This window comes from Ruegeria sp. AF3 (assembly GCF_056536285.1).
On record NZ_JBQFJM010000001.1, the window covers coordinates 2,411,911 to 2,436,470 of the forward strand.

Annotated in this window: 21 protein-coding genes; 9 read left to right on the forward strand and 12 right to left on the reverse strand. The window is 58.7% G+C overall.

Annotated elements, in window-relative coordinates; genetic code table 11:
* Positions 1 to 2 precede the first annotated feature (2 nt).
* Genes ACR3FC_RS12175 through ACR3FC_RS12200 form a run of 6 tightly spaced genes read right to left on the reverse strand, consistent with a single transcriptional unit; the run spans position 3 to position 6,569 of the window.
* Entirely contained in the window at positions 3 to 935 is a 933-nt protein-coding gene (locus tag ACR3FC_RS12175) for a 2-hydroxyacid dehydrogenase (protein WP_480475186.1), read from the reverse strand.
* A 15-nt stretch (positions 936 to 950) separates the two neighbouring features.
* Complete coding sequence (gene rodA, locus ACR3FC_RS12180; RefSeq protein WP_480475188.1) at positions 951 to 2,090, reverse strand: rod shape-determining protein RodA; 1,140 nt, start codon at positions 2,088 to 2,090, stop codon at positions 951 to 953.
* Entirely contained in the window at positions 2,087 to 4,036 is a 1,950-nt protein-coding gene (gene mrdA, locus ACR3FC_RS12185; protein ID WP_480475190.1) for a penicillin-binding protein 2, read from the reverse strand. The genes rodA and mrdA overlap by 4 nt, the downstream gene beginning before the upstream one ends.
* A complete protein-coding gene (locus ACR3FC_RS12190; protein ID WP_480475192.1) occupies positions 4,033 to 4,569 on the reverse strand; it encodes a rod shape-determining protein MreD in 537 nt (178 codons plus the stop codon). The genes mrdA and ACR3FC_RS12190 overlap by 4 nt, the downstream gene beginning before the upstream one ends.
* Positions 4,562 to 5,464: a rod shape-determining protein MreC gene (gene mreC / locus ACR3FC_RS12195; protein ID WP_480475194.1), complete on the reverse strand. Its 903-nt coding sequence runs from the start codon at positions 5,462 to 5,464 to the stop codon at positions 4,562 to 4,564. Before mreC ends, ACR3FC_RS12190 begins: the two co-directional genes overlap by 8 nt.
* A gap of 58 nt (positions 5,465 to 5,522) precedes the next feature.
* Positions 5,523 to 6,569: a rod shape-determining protein gene (locus ACR3FC_RS12200; RefSeq protein WP_480475196.1), complete on the reverse strand. Its 1,047-nt coding sequence runs from the start codon at positions 6,567 to 6,569 to the stop codon at positions 5,523 to 5,525.
* 155 nt (positions 6,570 to 6,724) lie between these two features.
* Here ACR3FC_RS12200 and ACR3FC_RS12205 point away from each other — a divergent pair, with 155 nt between their 5' ends.
* Both ACR3FC_RS12205 and ACR3FC_RS12210 read left to right on the forward strand, forming a co-directional pair.
* Positions 6,725 to 7,513, forward strand: a complete 789-nt coding sequence (locus ACR3FC_RS12205; RefSeq protein WP_480475198.1) for a 23S rRNA (adenine(2030)-N(6))-methyltransferase RlmJ — start codon at positions 6,725 to 6,727, stop codon at positions 7,511 to 7,513.
* A 118-nt stretch (positions 7,514 to 7,631) separates the two neighbouring features.
* Positions 7,632 to 9,371 carry an adenylate/guanylate cyclase domain-containing protein gene (locus tag ACR3FC_RS12210; protein WP_480475200.1) on the forward strand — a complete coding sequence of 580 codons (1,740 nt, stop codon included), beginning with the start codon at positions 7,632 to 7,634 and terminating at the stop codon, positions 9,369 to 9,371.
* Positions 9,372 to 9,419: 48 nt separating this feature from the next.
* Here ACR3FC_RS12210 and ACR3FC_RS12215 read toward each other — a convergent pair whose 3' ends face one another.
* Positions 9,420 to 10,988, reverse strand: coding sequence for a 2-isopropylmalate synthase (locus tag ACR3FC_RS12215; protein WP_480475202.1), 1,569 nt, complete (start codon positions 10,986 to 10,988; stop codon positions 9,420 to 9,422).
* 289 nt (positions 10,989 to 11,277) lie between these two features.
* Here ACR3FC_RS12215 and ACR3FC_RS12220 point away from each other — a divergent pair, with 289 nt between their 5' ends.
* The gene (locus ACR3FC_RS12220) at positions 11,278 to 11,943 is read left to right on the forward strand and encodes an SDR family NAD(P)-dependent oxidoreductase (RefSeq protein ID WP_480475204.1); all 666 of its coding nucleotides are present in this window, start codon (positions 11,278 to 11,280) and stop codon (positions 11,941 to 11,943) included.
* Between the two features lie 4 nt (positions 11,944 to 11,947).
* Here ACR3FC_RS12220 and ACR3FC_RS12225 read toward each other — a convergent pair whose 3' ends face one another.
* A complete protein-coding gene (locus tag ACR3FC_RS12225; protein WP_480475206.1) occupies positions 11,948 to 13,429 on the reverse strand; it encodes an MORN repeat-containing protein in 1,482 nt (493 codons plus the stop codon).
* Positions 13,430 to 13,582: 153 nt separating this feature from the next.
* Here ACR3FC_RS12225 and ACR3FC_RS12230 point away from each other — a divergent pair, with 153 nt between their 5' ends.
* The 3 genes from ACR3FC_RS12230 (at position 13,583) to ACR3FC_RS12240 (ending at position 17,243) form a co-directional block, all read left to right on the forward strand.
* The gene (locus ACR3FC_RS12230; protein WP_480475208.1) at positions 13,583 to 15,241 is read left to right on the forward strand and encodes an NAD+ synthase; all 1,659 of its coding nucleotides are present in this window, start codon (positions 13,583 to 13,585) and stop codon (positions 15,239 to 15,241) included.
* A gap of 308 nt (positions 15,242 to 15,549) precedes the next feature.
* Positions 15,550 to 15,774 (forward strand): hypothetical protein, encoded by a 225-nt coding sequence (locus ACR3FC_RS12235; protein ID WP_245220582.1) that lies wholly within the window; start codon positions 15,550 to 15,552, stop codon positions 15,772 to 15,774.
* A gap of 137 nt (positions 15,775 to 15,911) precedes the next feature.
* Positions 15,912 to 17,243, forward strand: coding sequence for an NAD(P)/FAD-dependent oxidoreductase (locus ACR3FC_RS12240; protein ID WP_480475210.1), 1,332 nt, complete (start codon positions 15,912 to 15,914; stop codon positions 17,241 to 17,243).
* A 4-nt stretch (positions 17,244 to 17,247) separates the two neighbouring features.
* Here ACR3FC_RS12240 and ACR3FC_RS12245 read toward each other — a convergent pair whose 3' ends face one another.
* Complete coding sequence (locus ACR3FC_RS12245) at positions 17,248 to 18,180, reverse strand: MBL fold metallo-hydrolase (RefSeq protein ID WP_480475212.1); 933 nt, start codon at positions 18,178 to 18,180, stop codon at positions 17,248 to 17,250.
* Between the two features lie 116 nt (positions 18,181 to 18,296).
* Between ACR3FC_RS12245 and ACR3FC_RS12250 the strand changes: the two genes are divergently transcribed.
* Positions 18,297 to 18,731, forward strand: coding sequence for a DUF1801 domain-containing protein (locus tag ACR3FC_RS12250; RefSeq protein WP_480475214.1), 435 nt, complete (start codon positions 18,297 to 18,299; stop codon positions 18,729 to 18,731).
* A gap of 75 nt (positions 18,732 to 18,806) precedes the next feature.
* A complete protein-coding gene (gene gltX, locus ACR3FC_RS12255; protein WP_480475216.1) occupies positions 18,807 to 20,132 on the forward strand; it encodes a glutamate--tRNA ligase in 1,326 nt (441 codons plus the stop codon).
* 52 nt (positions 20,133 to 20,184) lie between these two features.
* Here the strand turns inward: gltX and ACR3FC_RS12260 are convergent, their stop codons facing one another.
* On the reverse strand, positions 20,185 to 20,754 hold the full coding sequence (locus ACR3FC_RS12260) for a gamma-glutamylcyclotransferase family protein (RefSeq protein WP_480475218.1): 570 nt from the start codon (positions 20,752 to 20,754) through the stop codon (positions 20,185 to 20,187).
* Between the two features lie 93 nt (positions 20,755 to 20,847).
* Between ACR3FC_RS12260 and ACR3FC_RS12265 the strand changes: the two genes are divergently transcribed.
* Positions 20,848 to 21,294 carry an RrF2 family transcriptional regulator gene (locus tag ACR3FC_RS12265; protein WP_267366061.1) on the forward strand — a complete coding sequence of 149 codons (447 nt, stop codon included), beginning with the start codon at positions 20,848 to 20,850 and terminating at the stop codon, positions 21,292 to 21,294.
* Between the two features lie 2 nt (positions 21,295 to 21,296).
* Here the strand turns inward: ACR3FC_RS12265 and ACR3FC_RS12270 are convergent, their stop codons facing one another.
* Both ACR3FC_RS12270 and ACR3FC_RS12275 read right to left on the reverse strand, forming a co-directional pair.
* Positions 21,297 to 23,825, reverse strand: coding sequence for an ABC transporter permease (locus ACR3FC_RS12270; protein WP_480475220.1), 2,529 nt, complete (start codon positions 23,823 to 23,825; stop codon positions 21,297 to 21,299).
* Entirely contained in the window at positions 23,822 to 24,517 is a 696-nt protein-coding gene (locus tag ACR3FC_RS12275) for an ABC transporter ATP-binding protein (RefSeq protein ID WP_480475222.1), read from the reverse strand. The genes ACR3FC_RS12270 and ACR3FC_RS12275 overlap by 4 nt, the downstream gene beginning before the upstream one ends.
* Positions 24,518 to 24,560: the final 43 nt, after the last annotated feature.

Consider the following 24,560-nt stretch of genomic DNA (forward strand, 5'->3'; position numbering starts at 1 on the left):
CGTCAGTAGCCCAGCGTGCGGTCGACCAGGTGCACAAAGGGCTCACCGGCTTCGCCACGCCGGATGTTTTCGCAAATGACCTGTGCGGCAGTGACAGGGCGTGTCTCGGACGCTATGTGAGGGGTCACGGTGACATTCGGATGCGCCCAATAGGGGTGGTCGGCGGGCAAGGGCTCGACACGAAACACATCCAGCGTTGCGTGGCCCACCTGACCCGAGTTCAGGGCATTCAACAGCGCATCATCATCAATCAGCGGCCCCCGTCCCGGGTTGATGATCCGCGCACCTTTGGGCAGCAGGGCCAGCGTTTCCGCATTCAGCGCATTTTCAGTGGCAGTAGTATCGGGCAGCAACAGTACTACAATTTCTGCGTGAGAAAGCGCCTGGCGCAACCCTTCGGCACCATGCAGGCATGTTACACCGGGAATGTCCCTGGCTGTACGGCTCCAGCCTGAGACCCGAAACTCAAGCGCTGTCAGCGCGCGGGCCACGGCTTCACCCAATGCTCCAATCCCCAGAATACAAACGTTGCGCTCTTGCGCCAGCGGTGGGACGTCTGGGGTCCAGACACCGTCCTGTACCATGATGTGCCGGTCCATCCCCAGATGGTAGCGCAGCACGTGGCCAACCACCCACTCGATCATACCCTGCGTCAGACCGTGATCCACCATCCGCGCCAGCGGAACGGTCAGTGTTTCGTTACCCACGATTTTTTCGACCCCGGCCCAAAGGCTCAGCACCGCTTTCAGGCGCGTGAAAGGTCTGAAATCCTGTACCCCTCCGTTTGGGGCGTAAACAACGTAGTCGACCTGATCCGGTTCGAACTCGGTTCCAAGCTGAACGTCCAGACCCGCCTCATCAAGATATTGTGTCAGCAGCGGCTCATACACCGGCCATAGGGCAGGGCGCGCGGAAAACAGGACGTTCACAGACATCAGAGACCTTTCAGATCAACGGGGGCGGTGAATATGGGCGCTTTGGACGATGCCAAAGGCTGCCATTAGAACCAGCATGGCCGAGCCACCATAGCTGACCATCGGCAATGGTACACCCACGACAGGAGCCATGCCCATCACCATCGACATGTTGACGGCAAAAAACAGGAAGAAGTTCAGCGCGATACCCAGCGTGACCAGAGATGAAAACCGGTCCTTGGTTGCCAGTGCCGTGACCATGCAGAAAACCAGAATCAAGGCATAAAGGGTCAACAGGGTCGTTCCCCCGACAAATCCGAACTCTTCGGCCAACGTCGTGAAAATGAAATCGGTGTGCTTTTCGGGCAGGAAGTTCAGGCGGGACTGCGTGCCCTGCATGAACCCACGCCCGTTCCAGCCCCCGGAACCCAAGGCAATCTTGGATTGGGTTATGTGGTAACCGGCCCCCAGGGGATCGGTGGACGGGTCCAGAAAGGTGTCGATGCGCCGAAACTGATAGTCCTTCAGCAATTGCCAGTCGGTCCCACGGCTGTTGAAAACAGTGGCGATCAGACCCACGACAGCAGCAATAACGGCGGCAAAATAGGCCCAGTGAACCCCTGCCAGAAACATCAACCCACCTCCTGCGGCCAGAAGCAGGATAGATGTGCCGAGATCGGGCTGTTTCAGAACCAGCAATGTAGGCAGGATGATCAGGACAACCGGGATAAGAACCCAAAGCGGGCGGGATGTTTTATGCGAGGGAAGCCAGTCGTAATAGGCCGCAAGCAACATGACCAGCGTGACTTTCATGACCTCCGAGGGTTGCAGGCGCATGAACCCAAGGTCGATCCAGCGCTGCGCACCCATTCCGATGGTGCCGAACAGTTCAACAAATACCAGCAAAGCCACCGAGCCGAGATAGGCCAGCACCGACATGTTGCGCCAGAACCAGATCGGAACCAGTGCGATGATGAACATCACTGCCAGACCAAGCCCGAAACGTTCCATCTGCGGCTCGGCCCAGGGCGTCCACGAACCGCCCGCAACGGAATACAACATCAGAAAGCCCGCGCTGGCGGTGCTGATCAACAGCAACGTCAGCGGCCAGTTCATATACAGGAATTTGCGAAACCCCGACGGCGTGGATTTGACGGCATATTCAAGATAGCTCATGCACGGTCCTTTCCATCCGGTCGCGCCTTGGGGCGTTTTTCACCCTCCAGCCGTTTTTGCTGTTCTTTGATGTGTTCGCGGTCGGCGACGGGGTAGGCTTCAAGCGGCGGAGTGCCGTCATAAAGAGCTTGCAGCATGATGTCGCGTGCAATCGGGGCTGCGGCCGTGGACCCGCCGCCGCCATGCTCAACAACCACGGCTACGGCGTATTTCGGGTTATCAAACGGTGCAAAGCAAACGAACAGTGCGTGGTCGCGGCGTTCCCACGGCAGGTCCTCGTTGCGGATCACGCCTGCCGCCCGTTCGGCCTTGGTTATGTTTCGAACCTGGCTGGTTCCGGTTTTCCCTGCCATCCGGAACTCATCCGCGATGATGCGGCTTCGATATGCCGTGCCCCGCCTGTCATTCGAGACCGAGAACATGGCCTTGCGGACCTGTTCCAGATTGTAGGAATTGAGGCCCAGTGGTTCTCCGGCGCCCGAGGGTTGTTCAACACCGTCGATCGAGCGCACCAGGCGCGGCGTGACTGCACGACCGGTGGCGATGCGGGCGGTCATCACAGCCAGTTGCAGCGGCGAAGCCAGCATGAAGCCCTGACCGATGGACGCGTTTGCCGTATCGCCCACAAGCCACTCCTGACCATACGCGCGCTGCTTCCATTCCTGATTGGGGGCCAGCCCATCTGCCACTGCAGACATCGGGATATCATGCTTGACCCCCAGTCCCAAAGTGCGGGCCATGTCAGAGATCTTGTCGATGCCAACCCGCAGAGCCACGTCATAGTAATAGACATCGCAGCTGCGTTTCAGCGAGAGGTTGAGGTCGACCGTCCCGTGCCCACCACGTTTCCAGCAATGGAAGCGACGACTGCCGACCTTCAGGTGCCCGGGGCAGTACACGGTGTTGCCGGGGGAGACTACGCCAGCTTCCAACGCGGCCAGCGCGGTGACCATCTTGAAGGTCGATCCCGGAGGATATGTGCCTTGCACGGACTTATTCGCCAGCGGACGATACTTGTCTTCTGTCAGTGCCCGGTAATCGGCGACCGAAATGCCGCGAACAAACAGGTTCGGATCAAAACTGGGTGCCGAGGCGACCGCGCGCAGGTCGCCGGTTTCGCAGTCTATGACAACTGCGGCCGCACTTTCGCCCGCCAGTCGCGCCTGTGCATATTGTTGCAGTTCAGCGTCGATGGACAGTTGCAGATCTGCCCCGGGTTGTCCTTCCTGCCGGTCAAGCTCGCGCATGACACGCCCCGTCGCGTTGACCTCGACCCGCTTTGCACCGGCTTTGCCGCGCAGTTCGATTTCCTGCTTTGCCTCAAGGCCGACCTTTCCAATCTGGAATCTTGGGATGCGCAATACCGGCTCAGGGTCTTCGATTTTGCTGAGGTCATAGTCGCTGACCGGGCCGACATAGCCGACGATATGGGCGAAATCCTCGTATCGTGGGTATTGCCGCGTCAGGCCGACCTCGGGCGTTACGCCCGGCAGCGCCGGAGCATTGACCGCAACCTTCGAGATATCCTCCCACGTAACCTGATCCGCCAGCGTCACCGGCAGAAACGGGGCCGAGCGGCGCATTTCAGTCCTGGCGCGCTCGATCTCATCTTCGTTCAGAGGGATCAGTTCCGACAGTTTGGCGATGACTTTTTCCACGTCATCGGCATCCTCACGCACAATGACGATGCGATAGGAAGGTGAGTTCTGGCCGATGATCTGACCGTTCCGGTCATAGATACGCCCACGGGTCGGTGGGATAAGCCGGATGTTGATGCGGTTTTCTTCGGCCAACAAGCGATATTCGTCGGCCTGTTCTACCTGCATGAACCGCATTCGTGCCGCCAGACTGCCTATGAACACCGCCTGTAGACCGCCCAGCAACAGCGCTCTGCGTGGCAGACGCTTATAGGCAAGGCCCTGGGATTTGGGTTTGCGCTGTTTCATGCCCGGCTTCCCACAGCGCTGACATCAGCAGCGGATATGCGGCGAACCCCCAACGCGCTTTGGCTAAGCAACACGACCAACGGGTAGACAGCGACCGTCAGCACAAGCTGAACCACGACCGGCCCCATTGCAGCCTGCTGCACGGACATCACCGATAGTACTAACCTGTTCATCAAGATGACCGCCGTGATCACAATGCCGACAGACATCCACTCCCCGGCAAATCCCGCATCCCTCATACCCAAAGCCGCTGACCGCAGATAGGCCGACCCGACTACGGTCAGCGCTGCCAATAGACCCGGTGGACGTTGCAGCAGAAAGTCGGCCATCAGCATGACAAGCGCGACCAAAACAGTCGGGACGTAATCGGGCCGCCGCAACACCCAGGCAAAAGTCAGGGCAATCAGGACGTCGGGAAAAGGCCAACGATCGGGTTGAGCGTCCAATGGCAACAGGTGCAGAAACAGCACAGCAAAAGCCAGCAAGGCATAAAGGCTGCGCATGGCCCAGATTTGCGAAGTCGGTCTATCCATCGCTGACCTCATCCGGGGTCAATGCCACCTCTGGGCGGGTGGGGCCTACGATACTGCCCGGATCCTGAATGGGCGGAGCCGAGTGAAACCGCAGAACCCTGAGAAACTCGAGCCTTTCGAAATCTGCCGACAGTCGGACCCGCAGGCGCCCCCCGGGGTCTGCCGCGATTTGACCGATCAGCAGGCCCGCAGGAAACACGCCGCCATCACCCGAAGTGATCACCCGGTCGCCGGGGCGAACCAACTCGCGGTTCTCAAGAAACTCCACCGCGGGCGCGGGGTTGTTGTCGCCTTTGATCAGAGCGGTCTGCCCAGAAGGTTGAATGGTTGCGGGAATGGCGCTGGTCGCGTCCGTCACAAGGATCACGCGTGCCGTGTCAGGGCCAACACCTGATATCCGGCCCACCAGGCCAATGCCGTCCATCGTGGCCCATCCATCTACGATCCCGTCACGCTCTCCGACATTCAGCAGAACGGATTGCCGGAATGGCGACCCGCTGTCGGCCATGACAACGCCGGTGATGTAGGTCAGACGAGGGTCAAGGCGGACATTGTTCAGATCCAGCAATCGCGCGTTTTCCTGTTCAAGCTGCAAAGCAGCCTCTTTCCAGGCGCGCATTAGGCGCAGTTCGCTACGCAGTTCCCTGTTTTGCTCGGTCAGGCGCTGATAGCTTTGGAAGTCACGCACCAGATTGACGGCGGCAGTCACCGGGACCATGGCCCATTCCATCGATGGTACAACCGTATCCACGATTCGCGCGCGGAACCGTTCTACGCGCGGGCTGTCGATCCGCCACAAAAGGAAGATACCAAGCAGGCACAGCACAACGATCCCCAGCAACAAGCGTCGCAGGGGGGGCGTGTACTCATCGCGCTGTGATCGGTCTTTTGCCACAGGTTACCTTCCCGTGCTGCTCGCGCCGATATAACCCTATCTTCCGAGGGTGCGCGCCTTAGCTTTCGTAGTCAATCGCGTGGCGCAGCTGTTTTTCATATTCCAGTGCCTTGCCGGTGCCCAAAGCCACACAATTCAGGCTTTCGTCCGCAATGGATACCGCCAGGCCTGTCTGTTCGCGCAGGGCCAGGTCCAGATCGCCCAGCAGCGCACCGCCACCGGTCAGCATCACACCGCGGTCGACAATGTCCGCAGCCAAGTCGGGGGGCGTTGTCTCAAGTGCGGTCATAACCGCCTCGCAGATCTGTTGCACGGGCTCTGACAACGCTTCGGCTATCTGGGCCTGGCTGATCTCGATTTCCTTGGGCACGCCGTTCAACAGGTCACGCCCCCGGATATGCATCGACTGACCGCGCCCGTCGTCGGGCATGCGGGCGGTGCCGATGGTTGTCTTGATGCGCTCAGCCGTGGATTCACCCACCAGAAGGTTCTGTTGGCGACGCAGGTAGGAAATGATGGCCTCGTCCATCCGGTCACCACCAACACGGACCGAACGGGCATAGACAATGTCGCCCAACGACAGAACCGCAACCTCGGTGGTGCCCCCGCCAATATCGACAACCATGTTGCCGGTCGGGTCGGTGATCGGCATGCCGGCCCCGATCGCGGCCGCAATCGGTTCGGCAATCAGGCCCGCGCGACGGGCACCTGCTGACAGGACCGACTGACGAATTGCGCGCTTTTCGACCGGGGTTGCGCCATGGGGAACGCAGACAATGATCTTGGGTTTCGAGAAAGTCGAGCGCTTGTGCACCTTGCGGATGAAGTGCTTGATCATTTCTTCGGCAGTATCAAAATCGGCGATCACACCTTCGCGCATCGGACGGATGGCCTCGATCGAACCGGGTGTCCGACCCAGCATCAGCTTTGCATCTTCGCCAACGGCCAGAACTTTCTTCACACCGTCCTTGACGTGATAGGCCACAACCGAAGGTTCAGACAGGATGACACCGCGCCCCTTGACGTAAACCAGCGTGTTTGCTGTTCCAAGGTCGATAGCCATGTCCGCTGTGAACAGGCCGCCCAGATTGCCAAAGATCCCCATGTTTTCCCTGATCCTGTAATGTCGGTTTTCTACTGCCCGCGACTCGACGGTTCCGGGACGGATGACTTATAGGGTGCCATCACGCCTGGTAAAAGGGCTGATTCCGCGACAATCAGCACCTTTCCGCCTTATTGAATGGGACTTTAGAAGGCAAAATGCTCTCTTATCAACACATTTACCACGCCGGGAATCTGGCGGATGTCCAAAAGCACGCATTACTGGCGTGGGTGCTGGATTATCTGACACGCAAAGACAAGCCGCTCAGCTATATCGAGACGCATTCCGGGCGCGGGTTGTACCGGTTGGATGCAGACGAATCCATTCGGACAGGAGAGGCAGCGGCAGGGATCGGTCGCGCACAGCGGGAAGGGTGGTTCGGGTCCGACCACCCGATGGAGCGGGTCCTGAAGCAGGTACAGGCCCGGTACGGCGACACGGCCTATCCGGGATCGCCGATGATTGCCGCGACTATGTTGCGGGAACAGGACAGTTTGAACCTCGCGGAACTGCACCCGCAGGAATTTGCGGCCCTGTCGTTGGCGATGTCGCCGTTTGGGGCGAAGGTCTATCAGCAGGATGGGTTCGATCTGGCACAGTCTTTGCTGCCTCCGACTCCGCGCCGGGGCATGATGCTGATTGACCCCAGTTACGAGGTGAAAACCGATTACGACCGCATGCCCGGCATTATCGCCAAGCTGCACCGCAAGTGGAATGTGGGCGTGATTGCCCTTTGGTACCCGATCCTGACAGATGAGAGGCACGTCAGGATGGTCGCCGCTTTGAAGGCTCAGAATATGCCGAAATCTGTGCGTCATGAGGTCCGCTTTCCCGCCGCGCGCGCGGGGCATCGGATGGTGGGGTCCGGGATGTTCTTTGTGAATGCGCCATTCGGGTTTGCCGAAGAAACGCAAAAACTGGATGCGCTTTTTTCCGGTCTCGGCTGACACCAGACGACATGTTGAAGGCGCACGCCACCTCGCCGATACACGCCCTGCATGTACCGATTAAAATTCTTGTTCGGTCAGGGCATGCGGCACTAGACTTGGCGCTGGGGGGATCGCAATGAATCGCAGACTCGCAGCAGTTCTGGCAGCAGACATGGTGGGTTACAGCCGCCTGATGGAAGCGGATGAACAAGGCACCTTGGCCCGTTTGCGCACTCATAGGATCGAATTAATCGACCCGTCGATCGAAAAAAACCGAGGCACTGTTATCAAGACAACCGGCGATGGGATGTTGGTCGAGTTCACCAGCGCCTGCGATGCCGTGGCTTGTGCCGTCGAAGTCCAGAACCGGATGTTTCGCAGAAATGCAGATGTGCCTAAGGATCAGCGCATCCAATTTCGGATCGGCATCAATCTGGATGAAATCATCTTTGAAGACGGGGATATTTTCGGCAGTGGGGTCAATGTGGCCGCGCGCCTGGAACAGTCTGCCTCTCCTGGTGACGTGTTGATTTCCGGCGCGGTGCACAACCAGGTGACCAGTCGGCTGGATCTTCGCTTTCAGGATCTGGGGGAGATTTCGCTCAAGAATATTTCCCAGCCGGTTCATGCCTTCCGCGTTGAACTGGACGCGCCTGCTGCGGCGGCTGGTGAAAATTCCAAAGAGGACGGCTCAACCAGAGTCGTCAAACCGACAATTGCGGTTCTGCCGTTCGAGAACATGAGCGGCGATCCCGAACAGGAGTTCTTCGTCGACGGTTTGACTGAAGACCTGTTAACCGAACTCAGCCGTCGGCACGAGTTGTTCGTGATTTCGCGCAATTCCAGTTTCGTCTACAAGGGGCAGGCCGTGAACCTTCGCCAAGTCGGCGAGACTCTGGGCGCGCAATACATCGTCGAAGGCAGTGTGCGCAAAGCCGGAAATCGCCTGCGCGTCACGGTACAGTTGATCGACAGTCAGAACGACGCCCATATCTGGGCCGAGAAATACGACCGTGACCTGGATGATATCTTTACCATCCAGGACGAGGTCACTTCGGCAGTTGTGGCGACACTGCCGGGCCGCATCGAAGCGTCGCAACAGGAAGAGTTAAAGCGAAAGACCCCTTCAAATTTCGCGGCGTATGAGTGCGTTCTGGCCGCAAAGGTTCTGCACCACCGCAGCACACGTGAGGACAATGCCGAAGCGATGAAACTGATCGAGCGGGCCATCGAACTGGACCCGGAATATGCTCATGCCCATGCCTGGCGCGGTTGCATTCGCGGTCAGGCCTGGGGGTACGGCTGGGCCGAGGACGGCGAGGCGATGAAGATGCTGGCGCTGGATTCGGCCAAGAAGGCGGCATCACTGGACGATAACGATGCCGACGTACACAGGTTGATGGCGGCGGTGGAAATTTTGCAAAATGACCTTGGGCGCGCCCGCTACCATCAGGAACGCGCGCTGTCTTTGAATCCAAACTACGATTTGGTCGTGGTGCAGATGGGAGAGTTGCTGACCTGGTCTGGTCGGCCCGAGGAAGGCGCCGAGTGGATCGAAAAAGCGATGCGGCTGAACCCCCATCATCCGGCCCGGTTCTGGAGCCATTTGGGCAAAGCCCATTTCGGCGCAAAGCAATATGAAGCTGCGATCGAGGACTTTTCGCGCTTGCCGGCATTGGATGTGGTTCAGCACGCCTATGTTGCGGCGTGTCACAGTTGGCTGGGCAACGAGGCCAAAGCCCGCCAACATGTCAAGGAAATCCATGTGTCACAGCCGGATTTGACTGTTCAGGACCTTGTCGCGAACCTTCATTACGGACGCGAAGAGGATTTGCAGCATCTTATCCAGGGGCTGGCTAAGGCCGGATTGTCCTGAGGTAAAAAACGGCCCGGAAGTTCGGGCCGTTTTCTGGAGCTTCGTCGATCAGGTCAGGTCTTTATAGCTGATCTCGCGCGCATCTGCGCCCGGTCCAGCCTTTTCACGGCGCACGATCAGGCGGTTGAGAGCGTGGATATAAGCCTTAGCTGACGCCACGACGGTATCGGTGTTTGCCGACTGGCCTGTTGCGATCATGCCATCCTCTTCCAGGCGCACGGAAACCGTTGCCTGCGCGTCCGTGCCCTCGGTTACGGCATGAACCTGATAAAGCTGAAGACGCGCCGTGTTGGGATAAATCGCACGAATCGCCTTAAAGGTTGCATCCACCGGGCCGTCGCCATGTTCGGTGGCGATTTTGTCCACGCCTTCAACTTCCAGCTCGACCGTCGATTCCGCCTTACCGCCCGTGCCGCAAGTCACCTTCATCGAAACCAGTTGCAGGTGGTCGTCAGCCTCGTCCAGCGTCATCAGCGCAATGAGATCGTCGTCGAACACCTCTTTCTTGCGATCCGCCAGATCCTTGAACCGGACGAAGATATCCTTGAGTTGGTTGTCACCAACCTCAAACCCAAGCGTTTCCAGCTTGTCGCGCAAGGCAGCGCGACCCGAATGTTTACCAAGCGGCAGGGATGTTCCCGACAGACCAATGTCCTCAGGACGCATGATTTCAAAGTTTTCGCGGTTTTTCAGCATCCCGTCCTGATGGATGCCACTTTCATGGGCAAAAGCGTTCTTGCCAACAATTGCCTTGTTGAACTGCACCGGAAAACCCGAGACCGTCGCAACCCGACGCGAGATGTGCATGATCTTGGTGGTGTCGATGCCAGTGTGCCACGGCATGATATCGTTGCGCGTGCGCAGCGCCATGACCACTTCTTCCAGCGCCGTGTTGCCTGCGCGTTCGCCCAGACCGTTGATGGTGCATTCAATCTGGCGCGCACCGCCTGCGACAGCGGCCAGCGAATTCGCGGTCGCCATGCCAAGGTCGTTGTGGCAATGGGTGGCAAAGATCACGTCATCCGCCCCCGGCACCGTTTCGATCAGCCGCTTGATCAAGTCCGCGCTTTCCACCGGAGCGGTATAGCCCACCGTATCCGGGATGTTGATCGTGGTTGCCCCGGCCTTGATCGCTATCTCGATCACACGACACAGGTAATCCCATTCGGTTCGGGTCGCGTCCATCGGAGACCACTGCACGTTTTCGCACAGGTTGCGCGCATGGCTGACCGTTTCGTGGATCTTGTCCGCCATTTCGTCCATCGTCAGATTGGGGATGGCACGGTGCAGCGGTGAAGTGCCGATGAACGTGTGAATGCGGTTCTTCTCGGCGTGTTTTACCGCCTCCCAGCAGCGGTCGATATCGGCAAAATTCGCGCGGGCCAGACCGCAGATGCGGCTGTTTTTCGACCGTTGTGCAATTTCGGTCACAGCCTTGAAATCGCCTTCCGACGCGATGGGGAAGCCGGCCTCGATAATATCGACGCCCATGTCGTCCAGCAGCTCGGCGATCTCGAGTTTTTCGTCATGGGTCATGGTGGCGCCGGGGCTCTGCTCGCCGTCGCGCAAAGTGGTATCGAAGATCAAGACGCGGTCTTGGTCGGTCACGTTGGTCATGGGGTTCTCTTTCTTCTTCTGTCCTAAAGCCTATGGCGCGCTGGCGTCCTCCTCTGAGCGGGCGCGCCGGATGGCACGCTCAGAGGCGGATTAGGATCAGTAGGCCACGCAGCGACGCACCGCGAAGGGCGGTGTCGACACAAGGGATATCTGCGCGGTTGATCATGGGATTGAGGTTATACAGAGCCCGCCGGGAATGGAAAGAACCAATTTGCAATACGCGAACTTCTGGCAACTGCCCTTTTTCGACAGCCTTGATTGTTCGCACAGCGCCGCTAGCTGGTCACGGATGGAAACTGCATTGATAATTGGTGCTTCTGGCGGAATTGGCGCAGCTGTTACCGGACGGCTGGTTGAGCAGGGCGTTTCGGTCACGCGTTTGTCCCGGTCGGAGGACGGCTTTGACCTGACTGATCGGGACAGGGTGATGCTGATGCTTGAAAGCCTGCAAGACCAGTTTGATCTGATTCTGGTGGCTTCGGGCGCGTTAGAGATAGACGGCGCTGTGCCGGAAAAGACCATTCGGGCGATTTCAGCCAAAGCCATGATGGATCAGTTTGCGTTGAATGCCGTTGGTCCGGCATTGGTGCTAAGCCGCGCGTATCAGCTGTTGCCGCGACATAGACGATCTGTATTCGCGGTGCTTTCGGCGCGGGTGGGATCAATCGGGGATAATCGGACAGGTGGTTGGATCAGCTACCGTGTGGCTAAGGCAGCGGTCAATCAGGTCGTCCATACCGCCGCAATTGAATTGGCCCGAACACATAAACAAGCAATTTGCGTCGCCCTTCACCCCGGCACGGTAAAAACAGAGTTCACGAACAAATACCTGGGTCGTCATCCTGCCGTCGAACCTGAAGCAGCCGCCGACAACCTGTTGAACGTGATACGCGGGTTAACGCTGGCTGATACCGGTGGGTTCTATGATTGGGCCGGTAAGCCGGTCCCGTGGTGAGCCTTCACCCGTCCGAGCTTCCGGTTGCCTCAGTATTTGCATCCGGGCTGGGTTGCGGGGCAGGGGTGTCAGCGTCACTCTGCTGGTCCGAGGTCTGGTCCGGCAACACGCCGTTTTCCCAGACACCGCTTTCCTCCTGGCCGTTGGCATAGCGCATCGTCCCACTGCCCTGCCGTTTGTTGTCAACAAAGCTGCCCTCATACACGTCGCCGTTCGAGTAGGTGGCGGTACCCACGCCGTTGATTTTTCCGTCCGACCAGTCGCCCGAATATTTGAACCCGGCGGGGGTTACGATTTCGCCTTTGCCATGCCGTTTTCCGTTCAGGAAATCACCGATGTAGACCGTGCCATCGGAATAGGTCGCCTTGCCTTTGCCCTGACGCACACCTTCAACCCAGTCGCCGTCATATACCGAGCCATCTGCGCGCGTAACCACACCTTTGCCGTGGCTTTGCGCGTTTTTGAATTGGCCTTTGTAGATCATACCATTGGTATACGTGGCCGTGCCTTGACCCTCGATAACACCCGCGATCCATTCGCCTTCATAGGTCGATCCGTCCGGATAGGTGATGCTGCCGTTTCCTTCGGCCAGATCGGCAACGAAATCGCCGACATAGACAGAGCCATCCGGATAGGTCACTTCGCCTAGGCCTTCAATCTGCCCGGCGTTCCAGTCGCCGGTATACACAAAGCCGTCTGTTCCGGTGAACGTTCCTTTGCCGTGGCGACGGTCGTCGACAAAATCGCCTTCGTACACATCCCCCTGCGCGTGGGTCACTTTGCCCTTACCGTAGCGGCGCCCTTCTTGAAGTTCGCCTTCGTATATATCGCCATTGGAATAAGTCAGGCTGCCCGTCCCGGTGATCTGGTCGCCGGACCAATCCCCTGAATACACCATTCCGTCGGGCATCGTCTGCGTGCCGGTTCCATCGCGCAAACCTGCGTTGACGTCGCCGTCGTAAACGCTGCCATCCGTATAGGTGATCCTGGCCTTGCCCTGCCGCTCACCGTCGACCCAGTCGCCATCATAGATATATCCGTCGGGAAAACTCAGCACGCCTTTGCCATGTCGCTGAGCGTTCCTGAACTCACCCTCATAGCGCGTGCCGTTCGCGAATTCAGCGATGCCGGTGCCGTTGATTGACCCTTTGGACCAATCGCCCTCGTAGCTGCTGCCATTGGCATAGATGATCTTGCCGCGCCCTTCGGGCTGACCCTTGGCGAACATGCCTTCGTAGACTGACCCGTCGGGGTAGCGTGTCGTACCCTGACCCTGAATTTCGCCTTCTACCCACTGCCCCGTGTATTCAAACCCATTCGGCAGCCGATACGTTCCTGTCCCGTGCCGCAACCCGTTCTCGTAAGTGCCTTCATAGACACCGCCAACTTCATCATCCTTGACGATGACAGTCCCGTCCTGCGCGAAAGCAGTGGCAGCTGCCAGGCTCATCCCCGCTGCCAAAATTGAGTTTCGGATCACGTTCATTTCTGGTCCTGTCTGCCCGGTCGTCGCTGGTGATATCTCTTGCGCAAAACTAAGGTACCGTTGCAGGCAGAGCAACGGCTTTTGCCGCATTGGTCTTTTACTCGCGCGGTGATCTGCTAAATGGCAATAGGACTTACGAGGCAAGAGGGCAGCATGGCCGACCGTTTCCGCATCACTCTGGCGCAACTGAACCCGACCGTTGGCGATATCGAAGGCAACGCAGCAAAGGCCTTTGCGACATGGGAACAAGGCAAGGCAGCGGGCGCGGATCTGGTGGCTTTCCCCGAGATGTTCATCACCGGCTACAACACGCAGGATCTGGTTCTCAAACCGGTATTCCACCGCGCAGCCATGTCTGCGGTTGAAGCGCTGGCTGCAAAATGCGCCGAAGGTCCTGCAATTGCCGTAGGTGGTCCCTGGGTCGATGATGGAAAGCTGTACAACGCCTACCTGATCCTGAAGGGTGGCCGGATCACCAGCAAGGTTCTGAAGCACCACCTGCCGAACGAGACGGTGTTCGACGAAGTGCGCCTTTACGATGCGGGACCTCTGGGTGGGCCGTATTCGGTAGGGAATTTCCGGATTGGCAGCCCGATCTGCGAAGACAGCTGGCACCCGGACGTGGCAGAAACGCTGGAGGAAACCGGGGCCGAGTTTTTGTTGATCCCCAACGGGTCGCCCTATTTCCGGGATAAATACGATGTGCGACTGAACCATATGGTCGCGCGCGTGGTCGAAACGGGCCTGCCGCTGATCTACCTGAATATGGTGGGCGGGCAGGACGATCAGGTCTTTGATGGTGCCAGTTTTGGCCTAAACCCGGGCGGGGAATTGGCGTTCCGGATGCCTGTTTTCGACGAGCTGCTCTCGCATGTCGATCTTGAGCGCGGCGAAGACGGCTGGCGGATCGCATCAGGCGAAATCGTGCCCCAACCGGATGAGTGGGAGCAGGATTACCGCGCGATGGTGCAGTCCCTTCGCGACTATATGGGGAAAACGGGATTCAAAAAGGCGCTGCTGGGCTTGTCCGGCGGGGTCGATTCCGCGCTGGTCGCGACCATTGCGGTCGATGCCATCGGGGCCGAAAATGTCCGCTGCGTGATGCTCCCGTCGGAATACACCAGTCAGGCCTCGCTTGACGATGCCGAGGCGGTCGCCAAAGCGCTGGGCGTGCATTATGACTACGTGCCGATCTCGGACAGCCGCGCAGCCGTCACCAGTACTTTGGCCCCGTTGTTTGCAGGGCTGGATGAAGGGTTGACCGAAGAAAACATTCAATCCCGCCTGCGCGGGTTGTTGTTGATGGCGATCTCGAACAAGTTCGGCGAAATGCTGTTGACCACCGGCAACAAATCCGAGGTCGCCGTGGGCTATGCCACGATCTATGGCGACATGAACGGCGGCTATAATCCGATCAAGGATCTGTACAAGACCCGTGTGTTTGAAACCTGCCGCTGGCGCAATGCCAATCACCGCAACTGGATGATGGGCCCTGCAGGCGAAGTGATCCGTCCCTCTGTCATCGACAAACCGCCCAGTGCGGAACTGCGCGAAGATCAGAAAGACAGCGACAGCCTGCCGGATTACCCGGTGCTGGACGGAATACTTGAGATCCTGGTTGATCAGGACGGATCGATCGCGGATTGCGTCGCCGCCGGGTACAACGAAGCAGATGCTCAGAGGGTCGAACATCTGGTCTATATCAGCGAGTATAAACGGTTCCAGTCCGCCCCCGGTACGCGCCTGAGCAACCGCGCGTTCTGGCTGGACCGGCGGTATCCGATTGTGAATCGCTGGCGTGATCGCCCTTGATTGCCGCAATTCGCGCGCTGAATTGGAAACTGTGAGAGGCTTAGCGCGCCTATTGTTTTCATATTTTTCTTCTTTGATCCGCCAGGGGCGCTAAAACCGGCCTCTGACTTGCTGTTGCGCCAAGTTTCTGCCACATTTTGGCTTGAAAATTGCCCCATGTGGGGCGGATGCGGCGCAATTCTCAAAGTCGCAAGCTGATTTTGATAATGTGTGGCGCATCCGGGGTTGGATGTCTGAGTAAATGGTTTGGTTTTGACATGCATAGTGAATATCAGAGATCGCATCATGCTCTTTTGAAACGGCGGACGATGGAATCTCCGCCGCAGGAGTTGGATGAGGAAAAGCTGGAAGCGGCGATTGCCGGTGTCCTGAATGAACAGCGGCTGTCCGACGAACAGGCAGCGGCGTCGCTTCGGGCTGAGTTTCCAAGCTTGTTGCCGCAGAAGGACGTAACCGCCCAGACCGTGCAAAAAGACACCGGGTTGACCGCGAAGCTGCGTCAGAAATGGGCGGAACTGTCCGGCGCAGCGTGATGTGCTGAGGATTTTCGATGCCGTTGGCGTCTGGGCCACAGGCGTCATAAATAGTGCCAACATTGCGACAATTTGTGTTGCCAAACTTCTAGACCTTGGTCCCCATACGGGTTCAGGCGACAGAGTAATGCGTATTTATGACGGCACCAAAACCGAACCCCGTAGAATCCGATCTTGCCCTTCCCAAATCTGTTGATGTCGTCGTTGTTGGCGGCGGCATAATCGGCGTTTCAACAGCGCTGGAACTGGCAGAGCGCGGCGCTTCCGTCCTTTTGTGCGAAAAGGGACAGATTGCGGCTGAACAAAGCTCGCGCAATTGGGGGTGGGTGCGTTTGGGTATGCGAGACCCCCGCGAAATTCCCCTGATGCAAGAGGCGTTGCGGATATGGCCGACCCTTGATGCCCGCCTGGATGGCAATACCGGATATACGCAATCCGGCATTCTTTTTGGCGCGTCCGGCAAGCGGGGCGAAGTCAATCTGAAGCGTTGGATGCGCCATGTAGAAGGATTGCAGACCGGGGCAAAAATGGTGTCGGGACGCGAGTTGGCAGAGTTGTTGCACGGGCATGAAACCGGCCTGACATCTGCCCTGTACATGCCGCAGGACGGGCGCGCCGAGCCGCAATGGGCCGCCCCGGCCATAGCCGAAGCCGCACGGCGTCTGGGTGCTGTAATCATGACAGGTTGCGCCGTGCGAAGTGTGGACATTCAGGATGGGCGTATCGCTGGTGTATTCACCGAGCGCGGCAAGGTCGCCTGCGGGCGCGTGGTTCTGGCGGGGGGCGCGTGGTCGCGTTTGTTTGCGGGAAATGCAGGTATCAACCTGCCGCAGCTTAAGGTTCTGAATACGGTTCTGCGGACTTCTCCGGTGAAAGATGGACCCGAAACTGCGCTATGGTCGGATGATGTTGCGATCCGAAAGCGCGCTGATGGGGGGCACACCATCGCGTCCGGACATCAGAACACGGTCGATATCGTACCGGACAGTTTCCGGCTGGGGTTGCAGTTTCGCTTTGCCTTTGCGCAGGAATGGAAATCCCTGCGCTTTCGCTGGTCAAATCAGTGGGCTATCGAGGCCCGTCAAAACAGAAGATGGTTGCCGACCGACATAACCCCGTTCGAGCTGTGCCGGGTTTTGGATCCTGAACCTTCGCAGAAGTTTTTGCGACAAGCCTGGGCCAGTGCACGAAAAGGATTTCCTGCCTTGCTGGATAGTGAAATCGTCCAAAGTTGGGCGGGTATGATTGATGTCACCCCCGACGCCATTCCCGTAATCTCGGGCGTGGATGACATGCCGGGTATGTATATCGCCACGGGCTTTTCCGGCCACGGCTTTGGCATCGGTCCCGGCGCCGGCCGCCTGACAGCGGACCTTGTCACTGATTCAACCCCTTGTGTGGATCCGACCGCGTTCCGTCTGTCTCGGTTCACTGACGGCTCAAAAGTGCGACCGGATCCGGGTTACTAGGGGCTTAGCCCATCATCTGATAGCTGACTGGAACAAAGCGGAAGCCCTCGCCCCGTGTCTCGACAAAGCCCGCGGCAGGGAAGGGCATGTGATAGCCGACCATCGGCACCTTGTCGGCTGCCAGCATGCCAAGAACATTTCGGCGCGCGGCGGTTGCGGCGGCCTTGTCCATGTCAAACCGAACCTCCCATTCCGGATGGGCAAATGACCACACGTAATGGTTGGCCAAGTCCGCTGTCAGCAGAAGGCGCTGTCCGTTGCTCTCCAGATGATAAACCGTATGACCCGGGGTATGGCCGTGGGCCGCAACCGCAGTTATGCCCGACGCCACTTGCTCTCCATCGCCGATAAAGCTCATCTTCTCGGCCAGCGGTGTGACTTTTGCGGCTACAAGATCACCGACATTGTTTCCGGCCTCTTGCGCGGACCAGAAATCGTATTCCGTTGCCGAGGTCACATAGCGTGCGTTGGCAAAGGTTGGTGCGCCATCCGTTGTCATGCCGCCAATATGGTCTGGATGCATATGGGTCAGCACGACAACGTCGATCTGATCCGGGCTGACACCTGCATCGGCCAAAGCGGCCTGAATGCCGCCTTGCCCCAGACCGGTGTCGAACAATACCAGTTCCGATCCGGTGTTGACCAGTGAGGGGGTAAAGAAGAATTGGGCGGTGTCGGCGGGAATAAAGTTCTCGGCCGAAACCTTTGCGAAGTCTTCATCTGACGCTCCGCCGCCAAAGATATCCTGGGCGCCATCGCGGGGCAGGCTGCCATCCAGCAAGGTCGTGACGGTAAAGTCGCCGACATGGAATGACTTGGCGATGGTCGAGTTGGCCTTGGCGTCAGAGCCTGCGGCCAAAACCGGCGCTGCTGCCGTGGCAAAGGGTAAGGCGGCAGCAGTTCCCAAGGCGGCGCGGCGAGTAAGTTTGATCGTCATTATCGTTCTCCCTGTCAGAACACCTTTAGAAAAACTAGAACGGTGTGAGATTCTGACCAGATGTTACGACATCCACGCAGGGTGCATGGATGAACAATACGTGTTAATTTTTGTTCATGTCGCGATCGCAGAACAAAACCGTTCCAACGGATCAAAGTGTAGAAGACTTCCTTAATTCGGTCCAATCAGAACGTCGGGCCGAAGAGACGCGCGCTCTGGACGACCTGTTTCGGGCTACCACCGGATTTGATCCGGTCATGTGGGGGCCGTCGATGATAGGGTATGGCCGTTATCACTATCGCTACGCCTCGGGCCGAGAGGGCGATTTTCTGGCAACCGGATTTTCCCCGCGCAAGTCGGCGCTGGTGATTTATATCATGCCGGGTTACGCGGATTTTGGCGGCATTCTGGCCCGGTTGGGTAAGCACAAGTTGGGCAAGTCCTGCCTGTATGTGAACAAGCTGGCGGATATCGACATGCAGGTTCTGTCGAAACTCATTCGCGCCGGGTTGGACGACCTTGGCAGGATATGGCCTGTGGAACCGCGTTGAATCACCTGATGGATCAAGCGGCGGCTGGACAAAAACGCGCCCATGTGACAAGAGCCGCGCCAACAGGAGACACCCATGACAACCACCCGTTTCGCCCCGTCGCCCACCGGTTACATCCATGTGGGCAACCTGCGCACCGCCCTGATGAACTATCTGATCGCCCGCAAGTCGGGCGGTACGTTCATCCTGCGCATCGATGACACCGACCCCGAACGCTCGAAAGAGGAATATGTCGATGCCATCAAACAGGATCTTGAGTGGCTGGGTTTGCACTGGGATCGCGTCGAGCGTCAATCCGAGCGTTTGGATCGCTACGCCGAAGCGGCTGACAAGTTGCGCGCGATGGGGCGGTTCTATGAAGCGTTTGAGACGCCCACCGAGCTGGACCTGAAGCGCAAGAAACAGCTGAACATGGGCAAGCCGCCGGTTTATGACCGTGCCGCGCTGAACCTGTCGGATGCCGAGAAGGATGCGCTGCGCGCTGAACGTGGCAACGGTGTCTGGCGTTTCAAGCTGGATCACGAACGGATCGAGTGGACCGATGGAATTCTGGGCGACATCTCGATCGATGCGGCCTCGGTCTCTGATCCGGTTCTGATCCGTGGTGATGGGCAGGTTCTTTATACGATTGCGTCGGTGGTGGATGACACTGAAATGGGCGTGACTGATGTCGTGCGCGGCTCGGATCACGTGACCAACACTGCGACCCAGATTCAGATCATCAAGGCACTGGGCGGGGATTGCCCGCGCTTTGCGCATCACTCGCTGCTGACCGGCCCGCAGGGCGAAGCTCTGTCGAAACGCCTCGGTACGCTGGCCCTGCGCGATCTGCGTGAACAGGGCGTGCAGCCGATGGCACTGCTGAGCCTGATGGCGCGACTGGGTTCGTCCGATCCGGTCGAGCTGCGCTCGGATATGGCCGAGTTGATCGACGGCTTTGACGTGAGCCGGTTTGGTGCCGCGCCGACCAAGTTCGACGTGCAGGACCTGTTCCCGCTGACCGCCAAATACCTGCAATCGCTGCCGCTGGCGAATGTGGCCGATGCTGTCGCGGATGCCGGGGTGCCTGCCGAAATGGCCGAACCGTTCTGGGCCATGGCGCGGGAAAACATCACCACTTTGGCCGACCTCAAAGGGTGGTGGGACCTGTGCCGTGACGGCGCCGAACCGTTGGTTGCCGATGAAGATCGCGAATTCATCGCTAAGGCCATGTCGCTGCTGCCCGAAGGCCCGTTCGATGGTGAAACCTGGGGAGCTTGGACCAACGCCGTGAAAGAGGCAACAGGCCGCAAGGGAAAAGGCCTGTTCATGCCGCTGCGCAAGGCGTTGACAGGTGCAGAACGTGGCCCGGAAATGGCGGCGTTGCTGCCGTTGCTGCAGGTGATCCGCGCGCGCGGCTAACGCGGTAGTACACGACATTTAAGGGCCACGCCCTCGGCGTGGCCCTTTGTCGTCAAACCGGTTGTTCAATCCGAACCGACAAACTGGTCAGGCGGTCATCGACAAAATCACGCTCGACAGGTTTGAGTTGTTGATGTCGCGGGTAACGTGGCTCGGCCCGGTCATTCAGGATCGGGGCATCCCAGCCGCTGGTTGTTGCAAAGAACCGGTCTGCCCCGTCTTCTCCGAACGCCCGCAAATAACCCTGAACAACAACGTCGATATAGCTGAGCAGCAAGGGATGGCGGTTGCTGGGCTCGTTGTGCCGATCCTGCGGGACGGCGTAGACAGCTATTTCAACTTCATGTTTCAGCGGATGTGAAACCGACCGGGTTGCCGGAATTCGGTCATAGGCCCATTCCCGTTCATCCAGCGCAGCCCAGTCGTTCTTGGGGACATGCGCGATCATGCCTTCGATCTCAGACTCGAGGTCCGGGACAGCTGTCAGGAACGCGACCGGGCGCAGATCAGTGTGTCGCCATGCGCGTTTCCACCCCTTCAGTTTTGCTGGGCGGGGGTCGGGAAAATCATGTGTGGCGAGGTTCACAAGGCTTCCATAACCAAAGAAATAGGGGTCGGCCATGCGAGAGGTGTCCTTTGGGTCGATTGATGTATGTCAAACCGCTTTTTTCCGCGACATGCAATAAGGCTTCATCTTTTATTCAGGGAGGCCCTCATGCGGATTACCAAACGGACGAATATCGCTGTGCGCCTGTTGATGTATTGCGCCGCACACCCGGACCGGCTGGTCACCAAAGCCGAGATCGCCGAAGTCTGCAACATCTCGGAAAACCATCTGGCTCAGGTGATCAACCAGTTAAGCCAGTTGAATTACCTGAGCACTCAGCGCGGCCGCAACGGCGGTATGTCGTTGGCGCGTCCGGCAAGCCAAATCCGGATCGGCGCGGTGTTCAGGCACGTCGAAGGGGCCTTGCCCATCGCCGAGTGTTTTGCGGATGCGGACAACACCTGTCCTTTGACCGATGCCTGTAGGCTGCGGCTGGCATTGCAGGATGCGGCGGAAGTTTTCTATGCATCTCTGGACGAAGTGTCGTTGGATGCGCTGGTTTGTGACAACGACCCGTTGCTGAAGCTGTTGCAGCCCGTGGCCTGCGTACGCTGACCTTAGTCGCTGGCCCGCAAAATTCGGGCTGGCCGGGCAGAGAGAGGGCGCAGCGCGAATGCGAAACCTGCGCAGAGCGTGACGCCGACACCGGCCAGAACGATGCCAAAGGCCGAAGACCAGATCACGGTAAAACCTGTGTCGAAGATATGGGTGGCCACAGCCCATCCGCCCAGGATGCCGACCAGCAAGGCGACGCAGCCCGCTGCGGCGCCCAGCAGGACCGAGCGTAGTCCAAAACTGCGCAGGATGCGGCCACGGTCAGCCCCCAGCGTCTTGAGGATTGCCGCCTCGTATCTGCGGGCGGGTTCGCCGGCGGCTGCCGCCCCGATCAGCACCAGGAATCCTGTCAACAAAGACACGCCCGCGCCATACGAGGTTGCGGCGGCGATCCCTGCCAAAAGGCCCGAAACACGGTCAATTGCGTCGCGCACACGGATGGCCGTGATGTTCGGGAACTGGCCTGCAAGATCTCGCAGAATGGCGGCCTCGGCCTGTTCTTCTGCATATACCGTCGCAATAAAGCTGTGTGGCGCACCCGCCAGTGCCGACGGGTTCATCGACATGACAAAACCCATACCCGCTGTGGAAAAATCCACCTCTCGGGTTGAGGTCAGCTCTGCGGTGATATCCCGCCCCAGGATGTTGACAGTTACCTGATCGCCCAGTTTCAGACCCATCTCTTCGGCTTCTTCGGCTGCAAAGCTGATCTGTGGTGCGCCAGAATAATCCTCTGCCCACCACTCCCCCGCTGTCACCCGTGCATTTGCCGGGGGGCGGGCTGAATAGGTGACGCCGCGATCTCCCTCCAGAACCCAATGATCTCCGGCCACCTCGCGCGCAGGGCGACCGTTTATCTGGGTGATGATGCCCCGCAGCATTGGTGCGCTTTCAATGCGGCTGACAGCAGGATCGGTTTGCAGCCGTTCGGTAAAACCGGGCATCTGGTCTTTTTGAATATCGACAAAGAAGTATGAGGGCGCGACATCCGGCAGATTGCCGGAGATCGCGTTGCGCAGCGTGCCGTCAATCTGCCCAACCGCCGCCAGCACTGACAAACCCAGACCAAGTGACAAAACCACTGACCCCGCACCCTCACGCGGATCAGAGATGGCGGACAAAGCCCATCGCAGGGCAGGGCGGCCCCGCGCCAAAGGTGTCCCAGCCCGTGCCAGTTTGCGAATGGCATGGGCTGCGAGCGCCAGCAGGATCAGTGCGCCCGCAAGTCCGCCGCTGGTCCACAGGGTTAGGCGCGTTGAGCCGCTGAACCAGGACGCAATCGCGATCAGGGACGCCAATCCAATCCCGCTTGCCACGACGTAAATTGCGCGTGGGATGGGACGAGCCGCACTCAGCGCATCGCGAAACAGGGTTGCGGCGCGCACATCTTCGGTTCTGGCCAGCGGCCAGAGCGTGAAAAGAAATGCTGTCAGCAGGCCATAAAGCGCAGCCTCTATCAGCGGTTGCGGATACAGAGAAAACACTGCTGGAACGGGCAACTGGTATTCCAGCAGCGGTGCCAGCAAAAGCGGTGCCATCCCGCCCAGTACCAACCCAATTACAATGCCAGTCAGGGACAGCACCCCGATCTGAATCATGTAAGTTTGAAAAATGGTGGAGCGATCCGCCCCCAATGTCCGCAATGTCGCAATGGTTTCCGTTTTCTGACTCAGATAGGCTCGCACGGCGGCGGACACACCGATGCCACCAACGGCAAGCCCTGACAACCCGACTAGGACCAGAAAGGCACTCAGGCGGTTGACGAATTCCGATATGCCCGGCGCGCCGTTGCGCGCATCGCTCCAGCGCATCCCCGAGCCCTCAAGCGCCGCGCTGGCTCTTGCGGACACCTCCGACAGGTTTGCGTCTTGGGGCAAGGTCAGCCGGTACCTGGTCGAAAAAAGCGTTCCGGGTTCCAGAAGGCCAGATGCCTGCAACGCTTCGGTGCGCACCATTGTACGTGGCCCCAAGGCAAAACCAGCCGCGGCGCCGTCGGGTTCATTCCGAAGTGCGGCCATCAGAATGAACTCTTGCGTGCCAAGCGCGAAGTGATCACCGACCGACAAACCAAGCCGGTCTATCAGAACGGGTTCCATAATGGCACCGGGTAATCCGGACCTGCCATTCAGGGCGTCGTCCAGCGTGATGCCCGGCTCCAGTTTGACCGATCCGATGAGCGGGTAAGCCTTATCGACGGATTTGACCTGGGTCAGCGCACGTTCCGGCCCGGCGTCGCGGGGCACAACCGCCATCGAGCGGAAATCGACAATTTCTGACACCTGTTCGGATGACTGCTGCATCCAGAGGCGCTCGGCCTCAGTAGCAAAACGATAGGTGAACTCAAGCTCGGCATCGCCGCCCAGCAGGGATGCGCCTTCACGGGTCAGCCCGGTCTGAATCGCCTGACGCACCGATCCGACGGCTGCGATGGCTGCGACGCCCAAGGCCAGACAGGCCAGAAAGATGCGAAACCCGCGAAGTCCGCCGCGCAGCTCTCGACGGGCCAGCCGCGCGGCCAGCCGAAGGCTCATTCTGCGGCCTCCTGCCGGGTCATTTCGGCAATCCTGCCGTCGCGCAGCCTGATCACCCGGTCACATCGTTCAGCCAGTGAACGGCTGTGCGTTACAAGAACCAGCGTCGCATCATATTTGCGTCGAAGCCCGAACAGCAAATCAACAATCGCGGCACCGTTTGTCTCGTCCAGATTCCCGGTTGGTTCGTCCGCCAGCAAGATCTTGGGGCGTGGTGCCGATGCGCGCGCCAAAGCAACTCGTTGCTGCTCGCCACCCGACAACTGTGCTGGGTAATGATCGCGGCGATGCGATAATCCCACGGCATTCAGTTCCGTCTCAGCCCGGTGAAACGCATCTTTGTGCCCTGCCAGTTCCAGTGGTGTCGCCACGTTTTCCAACGCGGTCATCGTTGGGATCAGGTGGAAATTCTGAAACACCACGCCCATGTTGTCGCGCCGAAACCGCGCCAGGGCGTCCTCGTCCATGCTTGTCAAATTCTGATCCAAGGCCAAGATTTGACCGCTTGTTGCCTGTTCCAACCCACCCATCAGCATCAACAGCGACGATTTTCCCGACCCCGATGGCCCGATCAGCCCCAGCGATTCCCCCCTGTTCACGGTCAACGTGATGTCATGCAAAATATCGACCCGCCCGGCATTGCCATCCAGCGATAAAGCGGCATTCTGAAGAGCGAGAACAGCAGGCGTCATGGGTCTTCCCGATAAAGGAGCGGTTTTTGGGATATGGAGTGAA

What these genes read in the sequence shown, in the direction of transcription:
- ACR3FC_RS12200 (WP_480475196.1), bottom strand. Translation starts at nt 6,569, where the DNA reads ATGGGGATCTTTGGCAATCTGGGCGGCCTGTTCACAGCGGACATGGCT.
- ACR3FC_RS12220 (WP_480475204.1), top strand. Translation starts at nt 11,278, where the DNA reads ATGGAAACTGCATTGATAATTGGTGCTTCTGGCGGAATTGGCGCAGCT.
- ACR3FC_RS12190 (WP_480475192.1), bottom strand. Translation starts at nt 4,569, where the DNA reads ATGGATAGACCGACTTCGCAAATCTGGGCCATGCGCAGCCTTTATGCC.
- ACR3FC_RS12230 (WP_480475208.1), top strand. Translation starts at nt 13,583, where the DNA reads ATGGCCGACCGTTTCCGCATCACTCTGGCGCAACTGAACCCGACCGTT.
- ACR3FC_RS12175 (WP_480475186.1), bottom strand. Translation starts at nt 935, where the DNA reads ATGTCTGTGAACGTCCTGTTTTCCGCGCGCCCTGCCCTATGGCCGGTG.
- ACR3FC_RS12225 (WP_480475206.1), bottom strand. Translation starts at nt 13,429, where the DNA reads ATGAACGTGATCCGAAACTCAATTTTGGCAGCGGGGATGAGCCTGGCA.
- ACR3FC_RS12260 (WP_480475218.1), bottom strand. Translation starts at nt 20,754, where the DNA reads ATGGCCGACCCCTATTTCTTTGGTTATGGAAGCCTTGTGAACCTCGCC.
- ACR3FC_RS12275 (WP_480475222.1), bottom strand. Translation starts at nt 24,517, where the DNA reads ATGACGCCTGCTGTTCTCGCTCTTCAGAATGCCGCTTTATCGCTGGAT.
- mrdA (WP_480475190.1), bottom strand. Translation starts at nt 4,036, where the DNA reads ATGAAACAGCGCAAACCCAAATCCCAGGGCCTTGCCTATAAGCGTCTG.
- ACR3FC_RS12250 (WP_480475214.1), top strand. Translation starts at nt 18,297, where the DNA reads ATGTCGCGATCGCAGAACAAAACCGTTCCAACGGATCAAAGTGTAGAA.
- ACR3FC_RS12240 (WP_480475210.1), top strand. Translation starts at nt 15,912, where the DNA reads ATGACGGCACCAAAACCGAACCCCGTAGAATCCGATCTTGCCCTTCCC.
- ACR3FC_RS12210 (WP_480475200.1), top strand. Translation starts at nt 7,632, where the DNA reads ATGAATCGCAGACTCGCAGCAGTTCTGGCAGCAGACATGGTGGGTTAC.
- ACR3FC_RS12215 (WP_480475202.1), bottom strand. Translation starts at nt 10,988, where the DNA reads ATGACCAACGTGACCGACCAAGACCGCGTCTTGATCTTCGATACCACT.
- ACR3FC_RS12270 (WP_480475220.1), bottom strand. Translation starts at nt 23,825, where the DNA reads ATGAGCCTTCGGCTGGCCGCGCGGCTGGCCCGTCGAGAGCTGCGCGGC.
- ACR3FC_RS12235 (WP_245220582.1), top strand. Translation starts at nt 15,550, where the DNA reads ATGGAATCTCCGCCGCAGGAGTTGGATGAGGAAAAGCTGGAAGCGGCG.
- ACR3FC_RS12205 (WP_480475198.1), top strand. Translation starts at nt 6,725, where the DNA reads ATGCTCTCTTATCAACACATTTACCACGCCGGGAATCTGGCGGATGTC.
- gltX (WP_480475216.1), top strand. Translation starts at nt 18,807, where the DNA reads ATGACAACCACCCGTTTCGCCCCGTCGCCCACCGGTTACATCCATGTG.
- ACR3FC_RS12245 (WP_480475212.1), bottom strand. Translation starts at nt 18,180, where the DNA reads ATGACGATCAAACTTACTCGCCGCGCCGCCTTGGGAACTGCTGCCGCC.
- ACR3FC_RS12265 (WP_267366061.1), top strand. Translation starts at nt 20,848, where the DNA reads ATGCGGATTACCAAACGGACGAATATCGCTGTGCGCCTGTTGATGTAT.
- rodA (WP_480475188.1), bottom strand. Translation starts at nt 2,090, where the DNA reads ATGAGCTATCTTGAATATGCCGTCAAATCCACGCCGTCGGGGTTTCGC.